This is a genomic window from Proteus vulgaris, assembly GCF_023100685.1.
Lineage (GTDB): Bacteria > Pseudomonadota > Gammaproteobacteria > Enterobacterales > Enterobacteriaceae > Proteus.
Genome location: NZ_CP090064.1, coordinates 3,778,358 through 3,796,416, shown reverse-complemented (window position 1 = coordinate 3,796,416; position 18,059 = coordinate 3,778,358). Strand labels below are relative to the sequence as shown.

At 35.9% G+C, this 18,059-nt stretch carries 17 protein-coding genes; 15 read left to right on the top strand and 2 right to left on the bottom strand.

Annotation, left to right across the window (positions count from 1 at the left end):
* The first annotated feature begins 110 nt into the window (after positions 1 to 110).
* Genes LW139_RS18085 through LW139_RS18065 form a run of 5 tightly spaced genes read left to right on the top strand, consistent with a single transcriptional unit; the run spans position 111 to position 4,711 of the window.
* The gene (locus LW139_RS18085; RefSeq protein ID WP_247850338.1) at positions 111 to 665 is read left to right on the top strand and encodes a PilL N-terminal domain-containing protein; all 555 of its coding nucleotides are present in this window, start codon (positions 111 to 113) and stop codon (positions 663 to 665) included.
* Positions 662 to 1,366 carry a TIGR03759 family integrating conjugative element protein gene (locus LW139_RS18080; protein WP_247850337.1) on the top strand — a complete coding sequence of 235 codons (705 nt, stop codon included), beginning with the start codon at positions 662 to 664 and terminating at the stop codon, positions 1,364 to 1,366. Before LW139_RS18085 ends, LW139_RS18080 begins: the two co-directional genes overlap by 4 nt.
* Positions 1,348 to 1,893 carry an integrating conjugative element protein gene (locus tag LW139_RS18075; RefSeq protein WP_166539036.1) on the top strand — a complete coding sequence of 182 codons (546 nt, stop codon included), beginning with the start codon at positions 1,348 to 1,350 and terminating at the stop codon, positions 1,891 to 1,893. The genes LW139_RS18080 and LW139_RS18075 overlap by 19 nt, the downstream gene beginning before the upstream one ends.
* The gene (gene traD, locus LW139_RS18070) at positions 1,890 to 3,956 is read left to right on the top strand and encodes a type IV conjugative transfer system coupling protein TraD (protein ID WP_247850336.1); all 2,067 of its coding nucleotides are present in this window, start codon (positions 1,890 to 1,892) and stop codon (positions 3,954 to 3,956) included. Before LW139_RS18075 ends, traD begins: the two co-directional genes overlap by 4 nt.
* 14 nt (positions 3,957 to 3,970) lie before the next feature.
* Positions 3,971 to 4,711, top strand: coding sequence for a TIGR03747 family integrating conjugative element membrane protein (locus LW139_RS18065; protein ID WP_247850335.1), 741 nt, complete (start codon positions 3,971 to 3,973; stop codon positions 4,709 to 4,711).
* A 278-nt stretch (positions 4,712 to 4,989) separates the two neighbouring features.
* On the opposite strand, the gene LW139_RS18060 is transcribed toward LW139_RS18065, so the two are convergent.
* Positions 4,990 to 5,760 carry a phosphoribosyltransferase family protein gene (locus tag LW139_RS18060; protein ID WP_247850334.1) on the bottom strand — a complete coding sequence of 257 codons (771 nt, stop codon included), beginning with the start codon at positions 5,758 to 5,760 and terminating at the stop codon, positions 4,990 to 4,992.
* Positions 5,761 to 6,120: 360 nt separating this feature from the next.
* On the opposite strand from LW139_RS18060, the gene LW139_RS18055 reads away from it, so the two are divergent.
* From LW139_RS18055 to LW139_RS18010, 10 genes are all read left to right on the top strand, one after another.
* Positions 6,121 to 6,432, top strand: coding sequence for an RAQPRD family integrative conjugative element protein (locus LW139_RS18055; protein WP_247850333.1), 312 nt, complete (start codon positions 6,121 to 6,123; stop codon positions 6,430 to 6,432).
* Entirely contained in the window at positions 6,429 to 6,665 is a 237-nt protein-coding gene (locus LW139_RS18050) for a TIGR03758 family integrating conjugative element protein (RefSeq protein WP_109402669.1), read from the top strand. The genes LW139_RS18055 and LW139_RS18050 overlap by 4 nt, the downstream gene beginning before the upstream one ends.
* 36 nt (positions 6,666 to 6,701) lie before the next feature.
* Positions 6,702 to 7,070, top strand: coding sequence for a TIGR03745 family integrating conjugative element membrane protein (locus LW139_RS18045; RefSeq protein ID WP_432652194.1), 369 nt, complete (start codon positions 6,702 to 6,704; stop codon positions 7,068 to 7,070).
* An 8-nt stretch (positions 7,071 to 7,078) separates the two neighbouring features.
* Positions 7,079 to 7,465 (top strand): TIGR03750 family conjugal transfer protein, encoded by a 387-nt coding sequence (locus tag LW139_RS18040; RefSeq protein WP_247850332.1) that lies wholly within the window; start codon positions 7,079 to 7,081, stop codon positions 7,463 to 7,465.
* Complete coding sequence (locus tag LW139_RS18035; RefSeq protein ID WP_247850331.1) at positions 7,452 to 8,108, top strand: PFL_4703 family integrating conjugative element protein; 657 nt, start codon at positions 7,452 to 7,454, stop codon at positions 8,106 to 8,108. Before LW139_RS18040 ends, LW139_RS18035 begins: the two co-directional genes overlap by 14 nt.
* Positions 8,108 to 8,902, top strand: a complete 795-nt coding sequence (locus LW139_RS18030; RefSeq protein WP_166539027.1) for a TIGR03749 family integrating conjugative element protein — start codon at positions 8,108 to 8,110, stop codon at positions 8,900 to 8,902. Before LW139_RS18035 ends, LW139_RS18030 begins: the two co-directional genes overlap by 1 nt.
* 3 nt (positions 8,903 to 8,905) lie before the next feature.
* Positions 8,906 to 10,321, top strand: coding sequence for a TIGR03752 family integrating conjugative element protein (locus LW139_RS18025; RefSeq protein ID WP_247850330.1), 1,416 nt, complete (start codon positions 8,906 to 8,908; stop codon positions 10,319 to 10,321).
* Between the two features lie 9 nt (positions 10,322 to 10,330).
* A complete protein-coding gene (locus LW139_RS18020; RefSeq protein ID WP_109402675.1) occupies positions 10,331 to 10,732 on the top strand; it encodes a TIGR03751 family conjugal transfer lipoprotein in 402 nt (133 codons plus the stop codon).
* On the top strand, positions 10,732 to 13,428 hold the full coding sequence (locus tag LW139_RS18015) for a conjugative transfer ATPase (protein ID WP_247850329.1): 2,697 nt from the start codon (positions 10,732 to 10,734) through the stop codon (positions 13,426 to 13,428). The genes LW139_RS18020 and LW139_RS18015 overlap by 1 nt, the downstream gene beginning before the upstream one ends.
* 358 nt (positions 13,429 to 13,786) lie before the next feature.
* Complete coding sequence (locus tag LW139_RS18010; RefSeq protein WP_166541019.1) at positions 13,787 to 13,963, top strand: hypothetical protein; 177 nt, start codon at positions 13,787 to 13,789, stop codon at positions 13,961 to 13,963.
* Between the two features lie 68 nt (positions 13,964 to 14,031).
* Here LW139_RS18010 and LW139_RS18005 read toward each other — a convergent pair whose 3' ends face one another.
* Positions 14,032 to 17,835: a DNA-binding protein gene (locus LW139_RS18005; protein WP_247850328.1), complete on the bottom strand. Its 3,804-nt coding sequence runs from the start codon at positions 17,833 to 17,835 to the stop codon at positions 14,032 to 14,034.
* Between the last annotated feature and the right edge of the window lie 224 nt (positions 17,836 to 18,059).

The following is an 18,059-nucleotide window of genomic DNA, read 5'->3' as shown; positions in this document are numbered from 1 at the left end:
AAAATTAACTAATAATAAATAAATTTAATTATCACTCCCCAAAAACACTTCCCCATTGCTCCCTAACTAACAATCCATCAAAGTTGAACTCTTTGTAATAGAGAGTCCTTATGAACAAACCCATCACCTTTATAATCTGTTTCACTACCTTATTTGTAACGGCTTGTACCCCCAAAGAAAAACTTCAACAACCTGCAACGGAACCGAGTCCGATCACTCTCAATAAAAATATTCAAATAGCACCGCCCGATCTCTATGCACCGACACCAAAAGTTGTGCGTTATGATCGCTATTTATTAATAAATACATCCCCAACATTGGCTCAACGCGAACCACTAGAGCAAGTGATTGATATTCATATTCCAACTTCTCAACAATCCTCTATTAGTGATGCAATGCGTTATATTTTACAGCCATCGGGATATTCTTTATGTAAGACAACACCGTCTAATCAAGTGCTCTATAACCAAAAACTCCCCGTTGTGCATCATCAATTAGGGCCTATGCGTTTAAAACAGGCTCTACAAGTATTAGCAGGTGTTGCATGGCAACTTGAGATTGATGGTGTTCAACGAATTGTTTGTCATTCATTACGTGAAGGCTATCAATTACCACCAGAAACACCCATAAACTCAACACTATCGGCTAATAGGATGTTGAAATGAAAATGCAGTCTATATTGAATTCTCAATTTCTAGTCTTATTGGGTATTAGTGTGTTGACAGTGTCAACAGAAGGAATGGCAAATCAAAGTCAGCATCAAGTTTTAAAAACAGAGCAACAAACATCAGAGCAATCGCTTATCGCTGAAAATGCTCAAGAATGGAAATTAACAGGGAAAGAATGGCAACGCTATGAAATGCTAAAAAAGGGGAAACGAGGGCTGTTTTCACCGAACTTAGATCCTTTAACTTTATTAGGCATTGAAGCGCGTAATTATGAAGAGCGACGTTATTTCGCTGAATTAGTGGTGAAGCAAGAATTTCAGCGCGTTGAAGCGGAATTGGCTTTTCAGCGAGAAGTTAATCAAGCGTGGCTTCGACTTTATCCTGAAATCTTACCGATTCAACATGAAATAAGAGAAAATCGTCAGGCTTTATTTGTGAAAGAAAATTGCCCTGTTTGTGATGTAAAGCTCACTCAACTTATCAAACAAAATCAACCTATTGATATCTATTTAGTGGAAAGTGCGGGGAAAGATAATGTGATTCGACATTGGGCTAAAAAACATCATATTCCTATCGAAAAGATAAGAAATCGGCATATCACATTAAACCATGATAATGGGATATGGCTAAAACATGGCAATGGAATGATGCCAGTCGTTTTACAACAAGGAGTGCAGGGATGGCAAAGAGCCGATTAGTTTTTCTATTTATTTCCGTTGGAATATCTCCTAGTTTTGCAGAAGTAATACCGTCACTCAATACGGAACAAACCGAATTAATTGTTGTTGCTGATTTAGGTGGGCAATCGACCGAAAACTATTTTCAAGCAATATCATCATCTGATGGTGAATATAAAGTTTCATCCCCTTCCGATGTGTTGACACTGTCAACACCCAGCCTAGTTAGCTTATTGCCTGTGAGTACACCAGAATTAACACCGGGCTATCAACCTAACCAAACTCTAAATTTAAGCGGAATGTCACCGCTGTTTTTAATTGGTGACGATGATTTTTCTCGACGTTGGTTAACAGAGAAAAGGGAACAACTGATTGAGCTTAATGCAGTGGGCTATGTTGTCAATATTGATACTGAAACGGCATGGAATGAGCTAAATGAATTAGCACAAGGACTGACATTATTGCCCGTTTCAGGAAGTGATCTAGCCCTAAGATTAGCACTTACACACTATCCTGTGTTAATCACTGATAAGGGATCAGAACAATGAGTGATCGCTATGTCATTGAAGCCTTATTACGTCCTGCGGTTGAGTTTAATACCGCTGTCGTGACAGCGTGTGCAAGTTATCTTTGTATTACTGCACCTTGGGCAGTAGCTTTAGCTCCATCTGTTAGTTATGTCACGGCATCAGGATTTGCTATTTTATCAATAAGGCGAGTTATTCAAGGGAGTCGTGTTTTACGTTATCGCCGTAATATTCGTCGTTTAAAACGTTATGCGATGTCGAGTAAAAATATTCCTATAAGCCACCATCAACTCTTCTTAGGAAAAGGATTCTTATGGGAACAAAAACATACACAACGATTACTCGATACGTTACGACCTGAAGTCGCTAAATATATTCGTCCACCTAAGCTGTATCGTGTGGCTCGTCAATTTGAACAACGCTATGAGTATCATTTCCCGTCACTATGTTCATTATTAGCATCCGATTCGATATTTAATTCCGTTCGCCCATTACCACCCGTTGGCGGAAACCCTGCTATACATGGGATTGAGTTAAAAGAGATAAATGTCTCTATGAGCTTAAGTGAACGAGTAGGGCATATGTTGGTGCTAGGTACTACGCGAGTGGGTAAAACACGTTTTGCTGAGTTACTGATCACACAAGATATTCAGCGAGGTAATGTCACCATTGTTTTCGATCCTAAAGGTGATGCTGATTTATTAAAACGAATGTATGCCGAAGCGCATCGAGCTGGGCGAGATAATGAGTTTTATGTTTTTCACCTTGGATGGCCAGATATCAGTGCTCGTTATAATGCCGTTGGACGTTTTAGTCGGATTTCAGAAGTCGCCTCGCGTATTGCAGGTCAATTAAGCCATGAAGGAAGTAGTGCGGCATTTAAAGAATTTGCATGGCGCTTTGTGAACATTATTGCCAGAGCATTGGTTGCATTAGGACAACGACCTAGCTTTAGTATCATTCAGCGCTATGTGAATAATATCGAATTATTATTTGAAACCTATGCTGAATATTGGCTAACAAAGCATAAGCCTGAGTTATGGCAACTCATCGAAAATCTCACCAAAATATTAGATGAACGTGATATTCCTCGATATATGGAAGGGCGTTCCTTGCGTGTTGTTGCAATTGAACAAGTGCTAAATGGTAATGAAGGAAAATCGATATTCGATCCGATATTAGAGAGCTTACGCTCTTCTGTTCGTTATGACAGAAAGTATTACGACAAGATTGTGGCAAGTTTATTGCCGTTATTAGAAAAGCTCACTTCAGGAAAAATTGCTGAATTAATTTCCCCTGATTACACAGATATTTCTGATCCTCGTCCTATTTTTGATTGGCTACAGGTAATACGCAAAAAAGGCATTGTGTATGTGGGATTAGATGCCTTATCTGATCCTGAAATCGCTACGGCAGTAGGTAATGCCATGTTTGCTGATTTAGTGAGTGTTGCTGGACATATTTATAAGTTTGGCATTAATGATGGTTTACCGAATGCAGATGAAAAAAAGGTATCAATTAGTCTACATTGTGATGAATTTAATGAATTGATGGGGGATGAGTTTATTCCGTTGATCAACAAAGGTGGTGGTGCTGGAATTGAAGTAACAGCCTATACGCAGACTTTACCTGATATTGAGGCGCGAGTGGGGAGTGTGGCAAAGGCTGCACAGGTTGTAGGTAATTTTAATAGTGTGGTGATGTTGCGAGTGCGACATACTGAAACCGCAGAGCTATTGACGAAGCAATTACCCGAAGTTGAAGTGTATACCAAGATGCTGATTTCAGGAGTAACCGATATTTCTAATGCTGATATGGGGGGTGATTTTACTTCGAATACACAGGATAGGGTCAGCACCGTTAGAACACCTTTAATCACGCCAGCAAATATTATCAATCTACCTAAAGGACAAGCTTTTGTATTATTAAATGGAGGGCAACTTTGGAAATTAAGAATGCCATTACCTTCAGATAAAGCAGATCCGTTAATGCCTGAAAGCATGAATCAAATTGTGGATTATATGCGACAACATTATAGAACGAGTGATACCTGGTGGTCTGATAGCATTCTCGCCAATCAGTAAATTTGAAACATGATATGTCGCAGATAAATACATCATCTACATTATCGCCAACATCACCAAAAAAACGTGGTTTTTTTACCACATTATTGTGGGATATACCTTGGCAGATTATTGGTGTTTTGTTGGCTTCACTTTTGTTTAGTTTGATATTGGAATATATCGGTATTTTCTTCTTTTGGGCGGAAGAGGGAGCACAACATAGTTACCAAATCATGCTGATTGAACGAACTTATTTTGCTGAGAGTTTTACACAAAGTATATTTTTATCCTCACCAGTAATAACAGTAATTTATTGGATCACTGATTTTTCGCAATGGATGCAGGATAGTTTGCTGAAAATACCATTATCTTCCATAAGAACGGGTAATGGTGTTACTGATGGGATTAATGTAGAAGTAATAAAAGCGATTCAAGCAGGAGAACAATATCTACTCGCGACATTCTTTGTTTTACAAATCGTGATGATGCGAGTCACGATCCTCGTGCTATCAATTCCATTGTTTATTTTGGTGATAATAGTCAGCGTTGTTGATGGTTTGGTCAGACGTGATTTACGTCGATATGGTGCAGCTTATGAATCGAGTTTTCTTTATCATCATGCAAAACGAATAATCAAGCCTGCAATTTATATTCCCTGTGTATTATATTTATCACTGCCATTTGCAGTTTATCCGAATATCTTGTTGTTACCTTCTATCTTGTTGATAGGGATGGCTATTTCTGTGACTGTGGGGAGCTTTAAGAAGTATTTATAAAGGACGTGATAAATAGTAGTAACGAAATTTGAAAGGAAGAATGTTTTGTTAATTTTTCACATAAGATTAAAAAGTAAAAGGAGAACCTAAGTTCTCCTTTTGATATTTCTCTACGACAACAATGAGTGTTGAAGGATTAGCCGCTGCCTAATCGACTGATACTTGCTCTTTACAAGCTGACCTCAGTCAGGTGCTTACGCGGGTCTCATCTGGATTTTAAGAGCGGGGAGACTCAAGCACACTCTATAGCGCCTTTATACCCTTTTATCTTGATATTATCAAGTTTTTTTGTTTTGTCGTCTTATTGAACTGAATAGGCAAATAGCATGTATAATAGCGTTTGGATACTGTTGTGCAATGATATCTCTAGCTGTAGTTAATGTTGTTCCTGTAGCCATCAGATCATCGACAAGTAATATTCTTATTTTTTCAGTATTGGATGATGATTGTGTACTTAAAACAAATGGTGGGAATATATTCCTAAATTCAGTAGAGATACTTTTTAGTGAAAATCCTCCTTTAAGTCCAACTTCTTTTGCTTGTAATTTAATTTTGAAACTAAGACTTTTAGTCTCCTCTATATTAACATCCGCTCTATCGAGAAGTTGAAAAGCATTATCGACTGTTATTTTTCTTAAAATATCAGTTAAATGTATGGCATTAAATTTTTTTGCTAAACGTTTTGCGATAATATGGCTAATATTATGGGCTGAAGGCATTGATATTATTAATTGATAGCCTTTAGGTTCTAATTCCATAAATTTATTGCAAATAACTTTGAAGCTATCATTGAGTTTTTTTATGCTAGAAATGTTTGTATATAAATCATCCTTTTTTTTCAAAGCATAAATCAAAGGACAGTTATCTCCCAGTTGACGTTGTTTTCTATTACGTCTTCTTTTACCTGAAAGGAATTGTCTTTTAAAAATAGCATAAATTTTTAAGCCACTGGTATAATCAATAGTTGGATTCCCTTCAGGCTGGGTTATTAGCCATTCAGGGCAATCATGATCGACAATAACACATAGCTCTTTAATTATTAATCCCATAAATATATATACCATTTTTAGAAGAGAAGAAAAGTATAACAGAGAGAAAATAGCAGAGCTATATTCAAATAAGGCAATGTATTATTTAGAGTAATATTTTTATATAAAGAATTTAAGTTTAATTGATTAAGTTAAATGGAAATAAATTTATATATTTTAAAATATAATAATTATTAAAATTGAAATCTCTTCCCCATGATGAATTTATTCGTTATGGGGAAGGGATTAAACAACTCACGTAGTGAGGCGTTAGCTTCCTATAAAATTCTCACTCTCTCATTTCTGCTTTTCTACTGCTTAGCCAGTTTTTTCCTGCCACTCTGCTTTCTTTTATACGACAGTATCTAAGAAGGTTTACTTATGCGAATTGTTCAAATGCGAACGTGGTGTTTATTGGGAATATTAATAACACCATTAGCTTATGCCTCTGAATCAGATGAACTTGTTTTAGCTATAAAACAACTCGATTACCTTGATGCGAGATTAGCCTCCGCTCATGTAGATGTTCTTAAGCGAGAACAACCCACGCGTTTCTACTTGGATTACCAACAAATCAAACAGGATATTGAGGCAATACGCCAAGGGCTTAAACACTATCTCAATCCTTCGCGTGCCCAGCCAAACGCTTTAATTCCTTTCTCAGCACAATATCAGCAAGAGCATCATCCATGAGTGAAGCACAAATTAATGCATTCAATATTGCGAGTGGCAATGTTGCGCCGACATCTCTACATCCTTTATTTGTTGGGATTTTGATTGCATTACTCTTGTTATGGTCTGGATGGGGATTACTGCATGTTTATCAAGGATATGCTTCGGAACGTATTACAGAGCAAGGGCTGATCCGCTTTGTTATTCGTACTGTATTGCTGATTGTTATCAGCCTTTTTTTATTTGCCCAATAGTATTGGGTATTTTTCACTTTATATAAGGATATCTCGATGTATCAAAAGGGATTGTTTTCTCTACGTTTATTCTATCGTTTTCTTATTCGTAGTGTTTCGCTTTTATTATTAGGTAGCTCTATGGCTTGGGCTGATTTGCCTACGGTAGAAGGCCCTAAAAGCAGTACAGATAAAACCTTTTATGGGCAAATTTCGGGCTACCTTAATGATGGTATTGTGCTTGGTGGTTTAATTCTTTCCGCTGTGGCGATGTTAGCGGTTGGTAATGCCATTATTGCCACTTTTGCTGAAGTGCGTGACGGTAAAGCAACGTGGGCAAAGTTTGGCATGCTTTGTGTTGTCGGTGTGATTTTAATTGTTGTCGTGATTTGGTTAGCCTCAAAAGCAGCAACCGTGTTGCTCTAAGGAAAGATATGCCAACAATTGAGTTTATGCCTGATAGATTAAATGCCGAGCCTGTTGTTTTTCGCGGTTTTACAACGCCAGAGTTAGGAATAACAGCGCTGTTGAGTGTTTTGGGTGGCTTGATTATTGCTATTCCTATCATGCCTTTTTTAGGTTGGATAGCTTTGCCGACCGTATCTTTATTAATGCCATTAATCACTATTATTTTAGGGGGAAGGTTATTGGCGCGTTTTAAAAGAGGCAAACCTGAAAACTACCTTTATCGCCGTATAGAGTGGTTTTTAAGCTTGTGTGGTGTGGGTTCAAGCAGATTAATTTGTCGTAGCCAAGTGTTATCACTACGGCGTTTACGTTCGGTGACTTTTTATTGTAAGGAGTCATATGAGTCGATTTAAGAATGCACTCAATGCGCGTGATCATCATGTTCTAACATTAAGAGTAATATGTGGCGCTCTCTGTTTTATTGTCGCACTCGCCTTATTTGGCTGGCTCACATCACCTCGGCATTTAACTATTCATAATCCGCCTGATTTACGTTCAGGGAGCTCTCGAGCTTGGTGGGAAATCCCTCCGCCAACCGTCTATGCTTTTAGCTTTTATATCTTCCAACAACTCAATAGTTGGAAGAAAAATGGCGATGTGGATTATCCCTATCGGATCAATTCATTATCGGCATATTTAACGCCAAATTGTGAACTGCTATTACAGCAAGATGCGAAACAACGTAAAGATCTGGGGGAATCTCGTGATCGCGTTCGTGGCGTATCTGAAATCCCAGAACGAGGCTATAAGGAAGAGAGTGTCACGATTGTTGATCGCGATAATTGGCGTGTTCGACTTGATTTAGTCACTGATGAGTATGTAAATGCAGAACCGGTTAAACGCTCATTAGTTCGCTATCCCTTAAAGGTCGTTCGTTGGGATAAGAACCCTGAAATCAATCCCTTTGGTCTAGCATTAGACTGCTTTTTCGATATTCCTCAACGTTTAGAAGTTGTTCCCACCATCAAGGATGAAAAGAAAGGAGTGCTTCATTAATGCGCTTGAAACAACATGTATTTTTTCTGCTCTGTTTTATTGTCTTACCCGTTCAAGCTGTTGAATTAATGAAGTGGGAACGCATTCCTCTAAAAGTTACTTTGCATGTAAATGAAGAGCGTATTGTATTTATTGAACGCAATGTGCGAGTCGGTTTTCCACCTGAATTAAAAGGAAAACTGAGAATACAAAGTGCTGGCGGTGCAGTTTATTTACTAGCGAAAGCACCGTTTTCTTATACTCGTTTAGTGCTTCAAGATGTTGAAAATGGTGAGATGATTTTATTAGATATTAATGCCAAACAAGGAAAAAAAGGCTTAGAGCCCGTGAAATTGGCATACCCACAAGAGAAAACGTTAGCAAAACAGCAAAATACGTCCACGAATAAACGCCCAAAAATACCACCGATCCCTATTGCGTTAACCCGTTACGCTTCACAAAGTCTGTATGCACCTCTTCGTACCCTTGAGCCATTGATAGGTGTGTATTCTCTTGCCATGCCATCACCTGAAAAACTGACATCATTACTGCCAAGTGAAAGTATTGAGATAAAACCATTAGGTGCATGGGGATTGCAAGGTTACAGCGTAGTGGCACTCAGTTTACGTAATCAACGAGCGCAAGAGGTATTGCTTAACCCTAAAGATCTACAAGGTGATTTTTATAGCGCAACTTTTCAACATAGTTGGTTAGGTGCAAAGGGAACACCTGAAGATACCACGGTTGTTTACTTGGTGACAAAAGGGCGTTTAGAGAATGCTTTTCTTCCTGAATTAACCATAAAGGAAGATTAAGTTATGCAAATAAGCTCAAATATCTTGTTGAAGATAATTGTTCCTGTCGTGTTATTGGTCGTGATAGTGATAAGTGTAAAGTCTTGCGATCACACTCAATCAGCACAAGAGACAATTCACAATTCCTCTATAACAGATTTAACACAAGAAGAATTACGCATTCTGGGTATTGAAGGTGATACAGCGCAAGACACTTTACGTACCTTGCTAGGGCGAATTAAAGCCATACAAATCAATCAGGAGAAATTAGAGAGACAAAGTAAGGTGTTACTGACTGAAAATACACAGTTAAAAAACAGAAGTGATAATGTAGAAAGTCGAATTCATGAGGCAGTGACGAAAGCACAAGAGGAAGGTAATTTAGCCCAGCAAACGCTTTATCATGAACAGCAACGATTGGCTGATTTATTGGATATTTTAATTAATGAACAACAAAACATTAAGGCAAAGGAGACTGAATTACCCGTTGGTTTAGCGCTTGAGCAAACTGATCAACAAACAACACTCTGGATTGATCCCTTAGAGGGGATAGCTTATGAAAATAATGCAAAGCCGATAAATGGCACAAGTACATTTCAGTATCCTACAGCGTTTCGTCAATTAGAAGATAATGAGATCAGCCGACAAAAAGCAAAGCTTGATCTTACTGCGAAAAACCAACAACACATTCCAGCTACAGAACATCCTGTTTATACCTTACCTGAAAATACCACGCTGATGGGAAGCCAAGCGATGACGGCATTACTCGGTCGAGTGCCGATAGACGGTAAAGTTACCGATCCCTACCCGTTTAAAATCCTTATTGGTAAAGAAAATCTCACTGCAAATGGTATTGAATTACCTGATGTTGAAGGTGCTGTGGTTTCAGGCACTGCAACAGGCGATTGGGTATTATCTTGCGTTCGTGGTGATATTTATTCCATTACCTTTGTGTTTAAAGATGGCTCAATTCGTACTGTGCCTAAATCGGCAACATCAACAGATGGACGCCATGATAAATCGCAAGGGGGAAGTATCGGTTGGCTCTCTGATGAACAGGGCGTACCTTGCCTCTCAGGTTCTCGTAAAAGTAATGCCTCCACTTATTTACCGACTTTATTTGCGCTTTCTGCCAGTAGTGCTGCATCGTCGATGATGGCGGAAAGCCAAACCACAAAAGCAACAGACGGTTTATCGGTGATGAATTCATTAACGGGGAATGCAGGGAAGGCAGTATTAGGTAAAGCGCTATCGGGAGGAACTAACGAAATTGCAGAGTGGGTCAAAGCGCGATATGGCCAAATGTTTGATGCGATTTATGTGCCTCCTGGTGCACGAGTTGCGGTACATATTACTCGTGCCATTCCTATCGATTATGAAGCGCAAGGACGTAAAGTTAAATACGATTTCGATATAAGCCAGCAGAATGAATTGGACTAAGGATGGTTAATGAAAGGAACTCATTTATCGTTAATAATGATATTACTATTAACAGGTTGCAGTACTTCTAAAGAGGAGATTTTACCCACAGGTAACAATACCATGCGTGATATTTGGCAAAGCAAAGTGGGTGAAATAAAGACAGAAAAAAGGCAAGAAAGAGCCATTCAGCGAGGCTTACTAGGATCAGATAATCCGCCTAATCATCTTATCAATAAGAGTGAGATCCAACAGGCTAAAAAGCATATCCAGCATCACTTCCCTCGTTTACCTAATCCCGATATGGTGATCTATATTTATCCGCATTTTGTGGGTTCTGAGCCTACGCCTATTCCCAGCTATAGCACGGTTTTTCCTTTTTATAGCAAAGTGCAATATGCCTTACCCAATGAACGATTGGAGGCTTATTGATGAAAAAGAGTGGTAAATTAACACAACAAGCCGTGAAGTCACTTTACCCTAATTATGCCTCATTTATTGATTTTCTCCCTTGGGTTGAATATTTACCCAATAGCCAATGTTTATTGTTGGATGATGGAGTCTCTGTAGGGGCGGTTTTTGATGTTATTCCTATGGGCACAGAAGGCAGAACTGAAGCAAGATTAGAAGAAATTCGCGATATTGTGGAAGATGCTTTTCAAGACAGTTTTGAAGAGCGCGATAGTCATCCTTGGGTGATCCAATTTTTTTGCCAAGATGAAGTCGATACATCAGGATATCTCGATAAATTACGTCATTACATTAAACCGTGGGCACAAGATTCTGCTTTTACAACGGCATATTTACAGGTCATTGAACGGCATATGCGCGGGCTTGCAGTACCTCAAGGCTTGTTTGTTGATAAGGCGGTAACAGGAGCACCGTGGCGAGGTCAGCAACGACGCACTCGTATGGTGATTTATCGTTATGTTAACCCGAATTCAATAGGGCCTTTCTCACCTGAAGAACAACTCAATCAAGTCTGTGAGCGTTTATCTTCCGCGCTGTTAGGTGCAGGGATCACTACGGTCAGGCAAAATGGTGAACATATTCATGCATGGTTGTTACGTTGGTTTAATCCTGAGCCTGATTGGGTTGATAAAGAGACGCTCTATCGCACAGCAACACATGTTGACACTGTCAACAGTGAACTTCCCATACTCAATGATTTTAGCGAAACATTGATGTTTACACCGCCTAAAGCAGATGTAGAAAATGGCGTTTGGTGGTTTGATAATCGCCCTCATAAAGCCATTAATATTGATAGGCTTCGTCGAGCGCCTACCGTAGGGCATTTAACAGGCGAAACGCGCAAAGGGGATAATATCAATGCGTTGATGGATTTGTTACCACAAGGCACCGTGATATCAATGACATTAGTGGTACAACCGCAGGATGAACTGGAAGAGCGTTTTAACCATCTTGCGAAAAATGCAATAGGCGAAAACAGTGCATCAGCCCGAATGCGCGCTGATGCTCAAACAGCAAAAAGTTATCTTGGTGAACGTCATAAACTTTACCGTGCGAGTATGACGTTTTATTTATCAGGTTCGACACTAAAAGAGCTCAACAGTCATCAACGCCATTTAACTGCCGTATTGCTAAATGCAGGGCTACAACCGATAAAACCTGACTATGATATTGCGCCATTAAACGCCTATCTTCGTGCTTTACCTATGTGCTTTGATCCTGAATTAGATAAAAAGCATTGGTATACCCGACTGACTTTTGTGCAACATATCGCCAATATGTTACCTGTTTTTGGTCGTGACACAGGAACTGGTCATGCAGGACTTACCTTTTTTAATCGTGGTGGTGCACCGCTGACTTTTGATCCTTTAAATAGTGTTGATCGTTCTAAAAATGCTCATTTGGTACTCTTCGGTCCTACGGGTTCAGGCAAGTCCGCAACACTCAATAGTCTATTTACTCAACTTATGGCGGTTCATAGACCTCGCTTATTTATTGCAGAAGCAGGAAATTCATTTGGGTTATTTGCTGATTATTGTGCTGAGTTGGGTTTGAGTGTGAATAAACTTAGCATTAAACCGGGTTGTGGGATTTCATTAGCGCCTTTTGCTGACGCTTATAAGCTTATTGAATCCACGACTAAGCCTATTAATGAAGATGAGCTGAGTGAGGTTATTGATGCAGATGAAACCGACGAAATAGATGAGCGAGATATTTTAGGCGAACTCGAAATTGTTGCTCGATTAATGATAACCGGTGGTGAAGCCAAAGAAGAAGCAAAGCTAGAACGTGCAGATAGAGGCATGATGCGAGAAGCCATTTTAGTGAGTGCCAACAATGCATGGAATGAAGGTAGGCAGATGATTACCGCCGATTTGCAAAATACATTTTATGCCTTTGCGAAAGATAAAGATCGCCCTGATATTCGACGAGCAAGAGCCCAAAATATGGGCGAATCGCTCAGTGTATTTATGCAAGGTTTTTTGGGGGAGTTATTTAACCAAGAAGGACAACATTGGTCAGAAGCTGACGTAACATTAATTGACCTTGGTACATTAGCCAGAGAAGGCTATGAAGCCCCTTTAGCCGTTGCTTATACCTCATTAGTCAACACCATTAATAATATTGCAGAACGTGATCAGTTTTTAGAACGAGAAATTGTCTTTGCTACGGATGAAGCCCATATGATCACCACTAACCCATTACTTGCTCCTTACGTGGTTAAAGTCGTTAAGATGTGGCGTAAATTGGGTGCATGGTTATGGCTAGCGACTCAAAATTTAGAGGATTTTCCGTCTACGTCAAAGAAGATGTTGAATATGATTGAGTGGTGGTTGTGTTTAGTGATTCCACCTGAAGAAGTTGAAGAAATCGCCCGATTTAAAAAACTTACACAAGAACAAAAAGCCATGTTGTTATCAGCAACCAAAACCCCCCGTTGTTATACAGAAGGCGTTGTCCTAGCCAGTCGTATTGAAGCGCTATTTCGTGCCGTTCCTCCAAGTCTATACCTTGCATTAGGTATGACTGAGAAAGAGGAAAAAGCAGAGCGAAAAGAACTGATGGTAGAGCATGGCATTAGTGAACTAGAAGCAGCTAAACGGATAGCGGTTAGGCTGGATGAGGTGAGGGGGATTGTTGATAGTGGGTATTATTAAATAATGTACAAATATGTGAATTAAATTATGATTATGTGGTATAATATAAATATCAGAAGTGATTGCATTAGTAAACTAATATAACTCTGAATAAATAATAAAATAATATTTATTCAGGTTTTCTTATTATATGTGAAGATAAAAATTACAATAATTAAAGTTTAAATATATCTGAATTTTGAAAGTTATAAAGAAATACTATTTTTATGCAAATTTATTGCATAGATATAGTATTTAATCACTTCATAAAAAGCCCTCAGTAAATTTTCATTTTTATAATTATGAATTTAATAGATAATCAATCATATTAAAAATACTGTTAGCGTTTGGGCAAGAACAATAAAATAAGGAGATACATATGTGCAAAGAAATGCAAATAGAATTCATGAAGGAACTTCAACAGCTTTATGTTGATTTAATAGCATCTCATGCAACATTATATCAGCCAACGAGGGTTCAAATTTCTAGACAAACTATTTTGTTTGAAAATCTAGGAAAAATAACCAGTTGGTTAGATAAAGCATTTAAGTTATAAAACTTAAATGATAATTAAAGGGTGAATCATATTGACTCACCCTTTTATATTTTTTAATTAAAAATTATTTATTTTTCTTCATAAATACACTCAATATAATATTTCCCTTCATTCCTTGATATCCATTTCTTGATTAGTTTTTCTTTTTCTAAGGTGGAAAATAGTAACTCTGCATCTTGGTTATTGTTAAAATTCAAAGTTGCAGTTTTTTGATTAAATATTTTATTAAATTCTTTTTCTTGAAGCTTATCCACAAGGTTAGCGATTTCTTCTCTATCCTTATAATTGTTATTTATTAATCGTACTATTAGGTTAATAGAAAAATTATCATTATTTGATAATTTAATTAATGATATTAATATTTCATTAGTGATATCTAATTCGTCAATGAATGATTCATGACATTCTTCACGATATTTATATAATAATGATGCTTTTTCTGAGTTTGAAAATAGATTGGAATCATTAATAGCAATCAACATACTTTCGAGGAGTTCATTATCTTGTTCATAAAATAAATAATAATTTTCGTCTGAAAATAATACTTCTTTAAATTTAGAAAGCCATAATATAAAAGATTCTATATTCTCTTTACTCTCATTTGGAGAAAAGCATTGTATTGCATTTTTATAAGATTCATTATTTAACGGTACTTTGTTATTCACTATTAACCGTAGGAAATTAGCTAAGCTTAGTTGTTCATCCCAGGAATGAGTATTTATATAAACAGGTTTTAATACTAAGTTGTATGCATTGTCACTAATGTTATCATTACAAATAACTTTCATATATAAAAGGTCATAATTGTCCCCTTCAATCAGATCTATTTCATCATAGCTTAGAATTTGTGCATGTTCTTCAATATATTGAGTTAATACATCTAAATTGCAATCTTCATAGATATAATCTAATAACACTTTCCAGCTAGGTGTAACATGATTATGATGAAAGAAAAGGTCATGATAAGAATAAATATTATCACTATTTTCAGTGTCTATTTTTTTTGGGAATTTACGTAAATTATCTATAGTAAATTGCATTTCCTCAAGTATTTTAACTTTAAGACTATTATCAAGATCTGGATGAGTAAGAATAGAAACAATTGATTCACTATTTTCTTTAGAATGTATAAAAATTTCTGATACGAAAGTATTAATATTATCATTTACATAAGATTTAACATCAGTTAATTCTTCATCATTTATCAATGACCAAGGATGCTCATCAACCTGCTCACAAGAGATATTTTTATCTTGTAGTAATCCAGCAACAATGATTCGGTAACTGGATTTATCAAGATTATATAAATTATTTTTAGCAATAAATTCTAATGCTATAGTTTCATTAGGTGTTATAGGTATAGAAATATCATTATAAATCACCTTAAGTTTTTTTATATTATCAAGAAACAATTGAAGGTGTTCTTCTTCCACATTTGATATCAAATTAAATCCTTGATTTATAATAAATTTGTGATATTTTTCTTCATTTTCTGAAATATCAGGTGATACCAAAGCAATCATTTTAGTTGCTATTGAAATAGATGTATGGTTTTGCTCATGATCTTCAATTACGGTAATCATTTTGTCTAAATAACTATTTTCTTTTAGAGAGAAAATAATGAAATTTATAAAGTTTTTATAATCTGTAAACTTATCTTCTAATATAGAATATATTTCTAAAATATCTTTTGATGAATATGTAAAAATAATATCTATCATCGAAGATAAGAGTGCTCTTTTTTTATAATCTTTGCTCTCTAATAATAAAGTTATAATTTGGTAATGAAGCGCTCCAGAACGATAAAAATAATTATGTTCAATTAATTCTACTAGAACATCTTCTGAGTTATCTAAGAAATAATTTTCATTAATTTCCTTAAAGTTAATATAACGACCTACCTCTTGGATATAATCATTATCGTTAATAGATATAGAGCCCTGATGGAAAATGGAGCGAAACATCATGTAATCTTGCATGATATAACCATTAGTGAGCAGGTGGTAGAGAGCTTCAAAACCACCAAAGTTGAATCCACTTTTGAGCGCTTTTAATTGTTCAGGGTCAATAATTTCAGGAATATTGCATTTTTCAATATAACTTTCAGCAATAATTTCGAATTGTTCAAAACCAATTAATTCTAATAATTTAGCTAAAGTAATTGAATTTCTAGTTTTAATTTTTTCTTTAGTTACTTTGATTTCTTCTACTGTCTTTCTATATTCTTCTAATTTGTCATTTTTAATGACTTCAATTCTCAGGTAATAGTCATCAATCACTGAGGATGTTTCAATTTTAACAAAATTATTATCTCTACCATATCCACTGTGATACTCGTATCCTATAAATAATGGTTCGTTACAATTAAAAAAATCAATAAAATCTTGCTCTTCTTTATAGAACTTTTCTGCTGAATACTCATCATAATCTTGACTATAATGTTTATTTCTTTTAGCAAAATGAATTAATGACCAAAGTTCAGGCGAGATAAATTTACTAATAATTTGTTTGCGTATTTCCATATCGGAAGTTGCAGATTCATTTTTTATGGCTATTAAGTGTTCGTTAAGCTCTTCTAATTTTCTATCAAGTAAACCAAAATGGTCTTTATGTAGTTTATAAAGACGGTAATCTTGAATAAGGGAGTAGAGTACACCATGTCTTTTATCTACAAGATTATAATCTTGTGCATAAATATTTTTATAAAATATTAAAGCAAAGATCTTCTCTTGATCTTTAGTATTATTGACAACATTTTTAAATAAATTGAATTCATTAACAATATTTTGAAGCGATCTCATATCATTAATATACGCAGACATTCGCTTTAAAACTAACTGTTTATTTTCAGGGAAGTCATTTAATTTATTTTTTAGTAATGTATAAGCATTACTAGAATCCATTATAGGAATAATAGGTAAAATAAAGTCAAAGAACTTAGTTTTAATATCCGCACCGAGAAAAATATCATCACGACAAGCATAAATAAATCTGACTGGATTAGTTGAAATATTATTATTAATAATCTGATTTATTTCTCTTAATTTTATAAATACTTCAGTATTTCCCAATCTATCGAGGTCTTCAAAAATAACAATCTTATACTTTGAACGAGAGAAAAAATAGACGATTTCGTCTAAGCAATTATTTAGCAGGGATGGTTGTTCATTAGAGGTGAGATCAACGCTACCTTGTAAAAAAGCTATTTTGCTAAGTTTAATTTTTTTGTCGAATATGCCGGCTTTAGATGCACTCCGTACAACACAAAAAATAAAAACTAATCCTATTAGGAGGCTAATAACTAGTCGTTCAGGGTAAGCATTTATAATGCTATTAATAATAACCTCATTAATATTAAACCAAGCTAATGTTTTTTTGGGGAATAAAGATATTGATAATATTATCAAAGGAATAATTATAGATGTCGTATTAAAAAATAAAGAAAAAATATGTTTTTTGTTTCTATTTTGAATCCGGTCAAGACGTGAATCGGGTAGGTTATCTTTATTTTCTTTATATAGAATTTGTTGAAGTATACTTAGCTCTATTTCTGTATTTTCAGGAGGTTCAGGATCATTTTTACCAGAGATGGAAAAATCAGCTAAAGATACATTAATAAAATTTTGTTTATCTCTAAATTTCAGATAGGACAAAATAACAGTACTTTTTCCAGCACCATAAGGCCCTGTTATTGCAATATTTTTTACATCTTTTTTAGAAAAGGCGAAATCTAAGGCTTCAAAATAGGGTTTGACAGTATCATCAGTAATTATTTTAGGGGTTAGAGTATTGTAATCACCTTGTTGTTCATCATCTGAAATATCATTCTTTTTTGCTGGAAATCGTTTTTTTATCTTTTCCCAAAAAGTCATGTTTGTTCCTTATCCTTGACTAAAAGTAAGTCTTATCACAAATACCAAAACTTGGTGATAAACTATCTAAAAATTAAATGATTAAACAATACTAGCTTAAAGTTTGGTTATCTCAATATAAACTTCAAGATCTGTTCTTATGCTCAATAATTTACTTGTTTTTTTAATATCAATGGAATAGTTTGGAAACGTTACTAACTAGTTAAGAGGGGATTGTATGTATG

Coding starts and splice junctions, on each gene's coding strand:
- LW139_RS18035 (WP_247850331.1), top strand. CDS start 7,452: ATGAGTCGATTTAAGAATGCACTCAATGCGCGTGATCATCATGTTCTA.
- LW139_RS18010 (WP_166541019.1), top strand. CDS start 13,787: ATGTGCAAAGAAATGCAAATAGAATTCATGAAGGAACTTCAACAGCTT.
- LW139_RS18005 (WP_247850328.1), bottom strand. CDS start 17,835: ATGACTTTTTGGGAAAAGATAAAAAAACGATTTCCAGCAAAAAAGAAT.
- LW139_RS18050 (WP_109402669.1), top strand. CDS start 6,429: ATGAGTGAAGCACAAATTAATGCATTCAATATTGCGAGTGGCAATGTT.
- LW139_RS18060 (WP_247850334.1), bottom strand. CDS start 5,760: ATGGGATTAATAATTAAAGAGCTATGTGTTATTGTCGATCATGATTGC.
- LW139_RS18080 (WP_247850337.1), top strand. CDS start 662: ATGAAAATGCAGTCTATATTGAATTCTCAATTTCTAGTCTTATTGGGT.
- LW139_RS18075 (WP_166539036.1), top strand. CDS start 1,348: ATGGCAAAGAGCCGATTAGTTTTTCTATTTATTTCCGTTGGAATATCT.
- LW139_RS18065 (WP_247850335.1), top strand. CDS start 3,971: ATGTCGCAGATAAATACATCATCTACATTATCGCCAACATCACCAAAA.
- LW139_RS18025 (WP_247850330.1), top strand. CDS start 8,906: ATGCAAATAAGCTCAAATATCTTGTTGAAGATAATTGTTCCTGTCGTG.
- LW139_RS18030 (WP_166539027.1), top strand. CDS start 8,108: ATGCGCTTGAAACAACATGTATTTTTTCTGCTCTGTTTTATTGTCTTA.
- LW139_RS18040 (WP_247850332.1), top strand. CDS start 7,079: ATGCCAACAATTGAGTTTATGCCTGATAGATTAAATGCCGAGCCTGTT.
- LW139_RS18085 (WP_247850338.1), top strand. CDS start 111: ATGAACAAACCCATCACCTTTATAATCTGTTTCACTACCTTATTTGTA.
- LW139_RS18045 (WP_432652194.1), top strand. CDS start 6,702: ATGTATCAAAAGGGATTGTTTTCTCTACGTTTATTCTATCGTTTTCTT.
- LW139_RS18015 (WP_247850329.1), top strand. CDS start 10,732: ATGAAAAAGAGTGGTAAATTAACACAACAAGCCGTGAAGTCACTTTAC.
- LW139_RS18020 (WP_109402675.1), top strand. CDS start 10,331: ATGAAAGGAACTCATTTATCGTTAATAATGATATTACTATTAACAGGT.
- traD (WP_247850336.1), top strand. CDS start 1,890: ATGAGTGATCGCTATGTCATTGAAGCCTTATTACGTCCTGCGGTTGAG.
- LW139_RS18055 (WP_247850333.1), top strand. CDS start 6,121: ATGCGAATTGTTCAAATGCGAACGTGGTGTTTATTGGGAATATTAATA.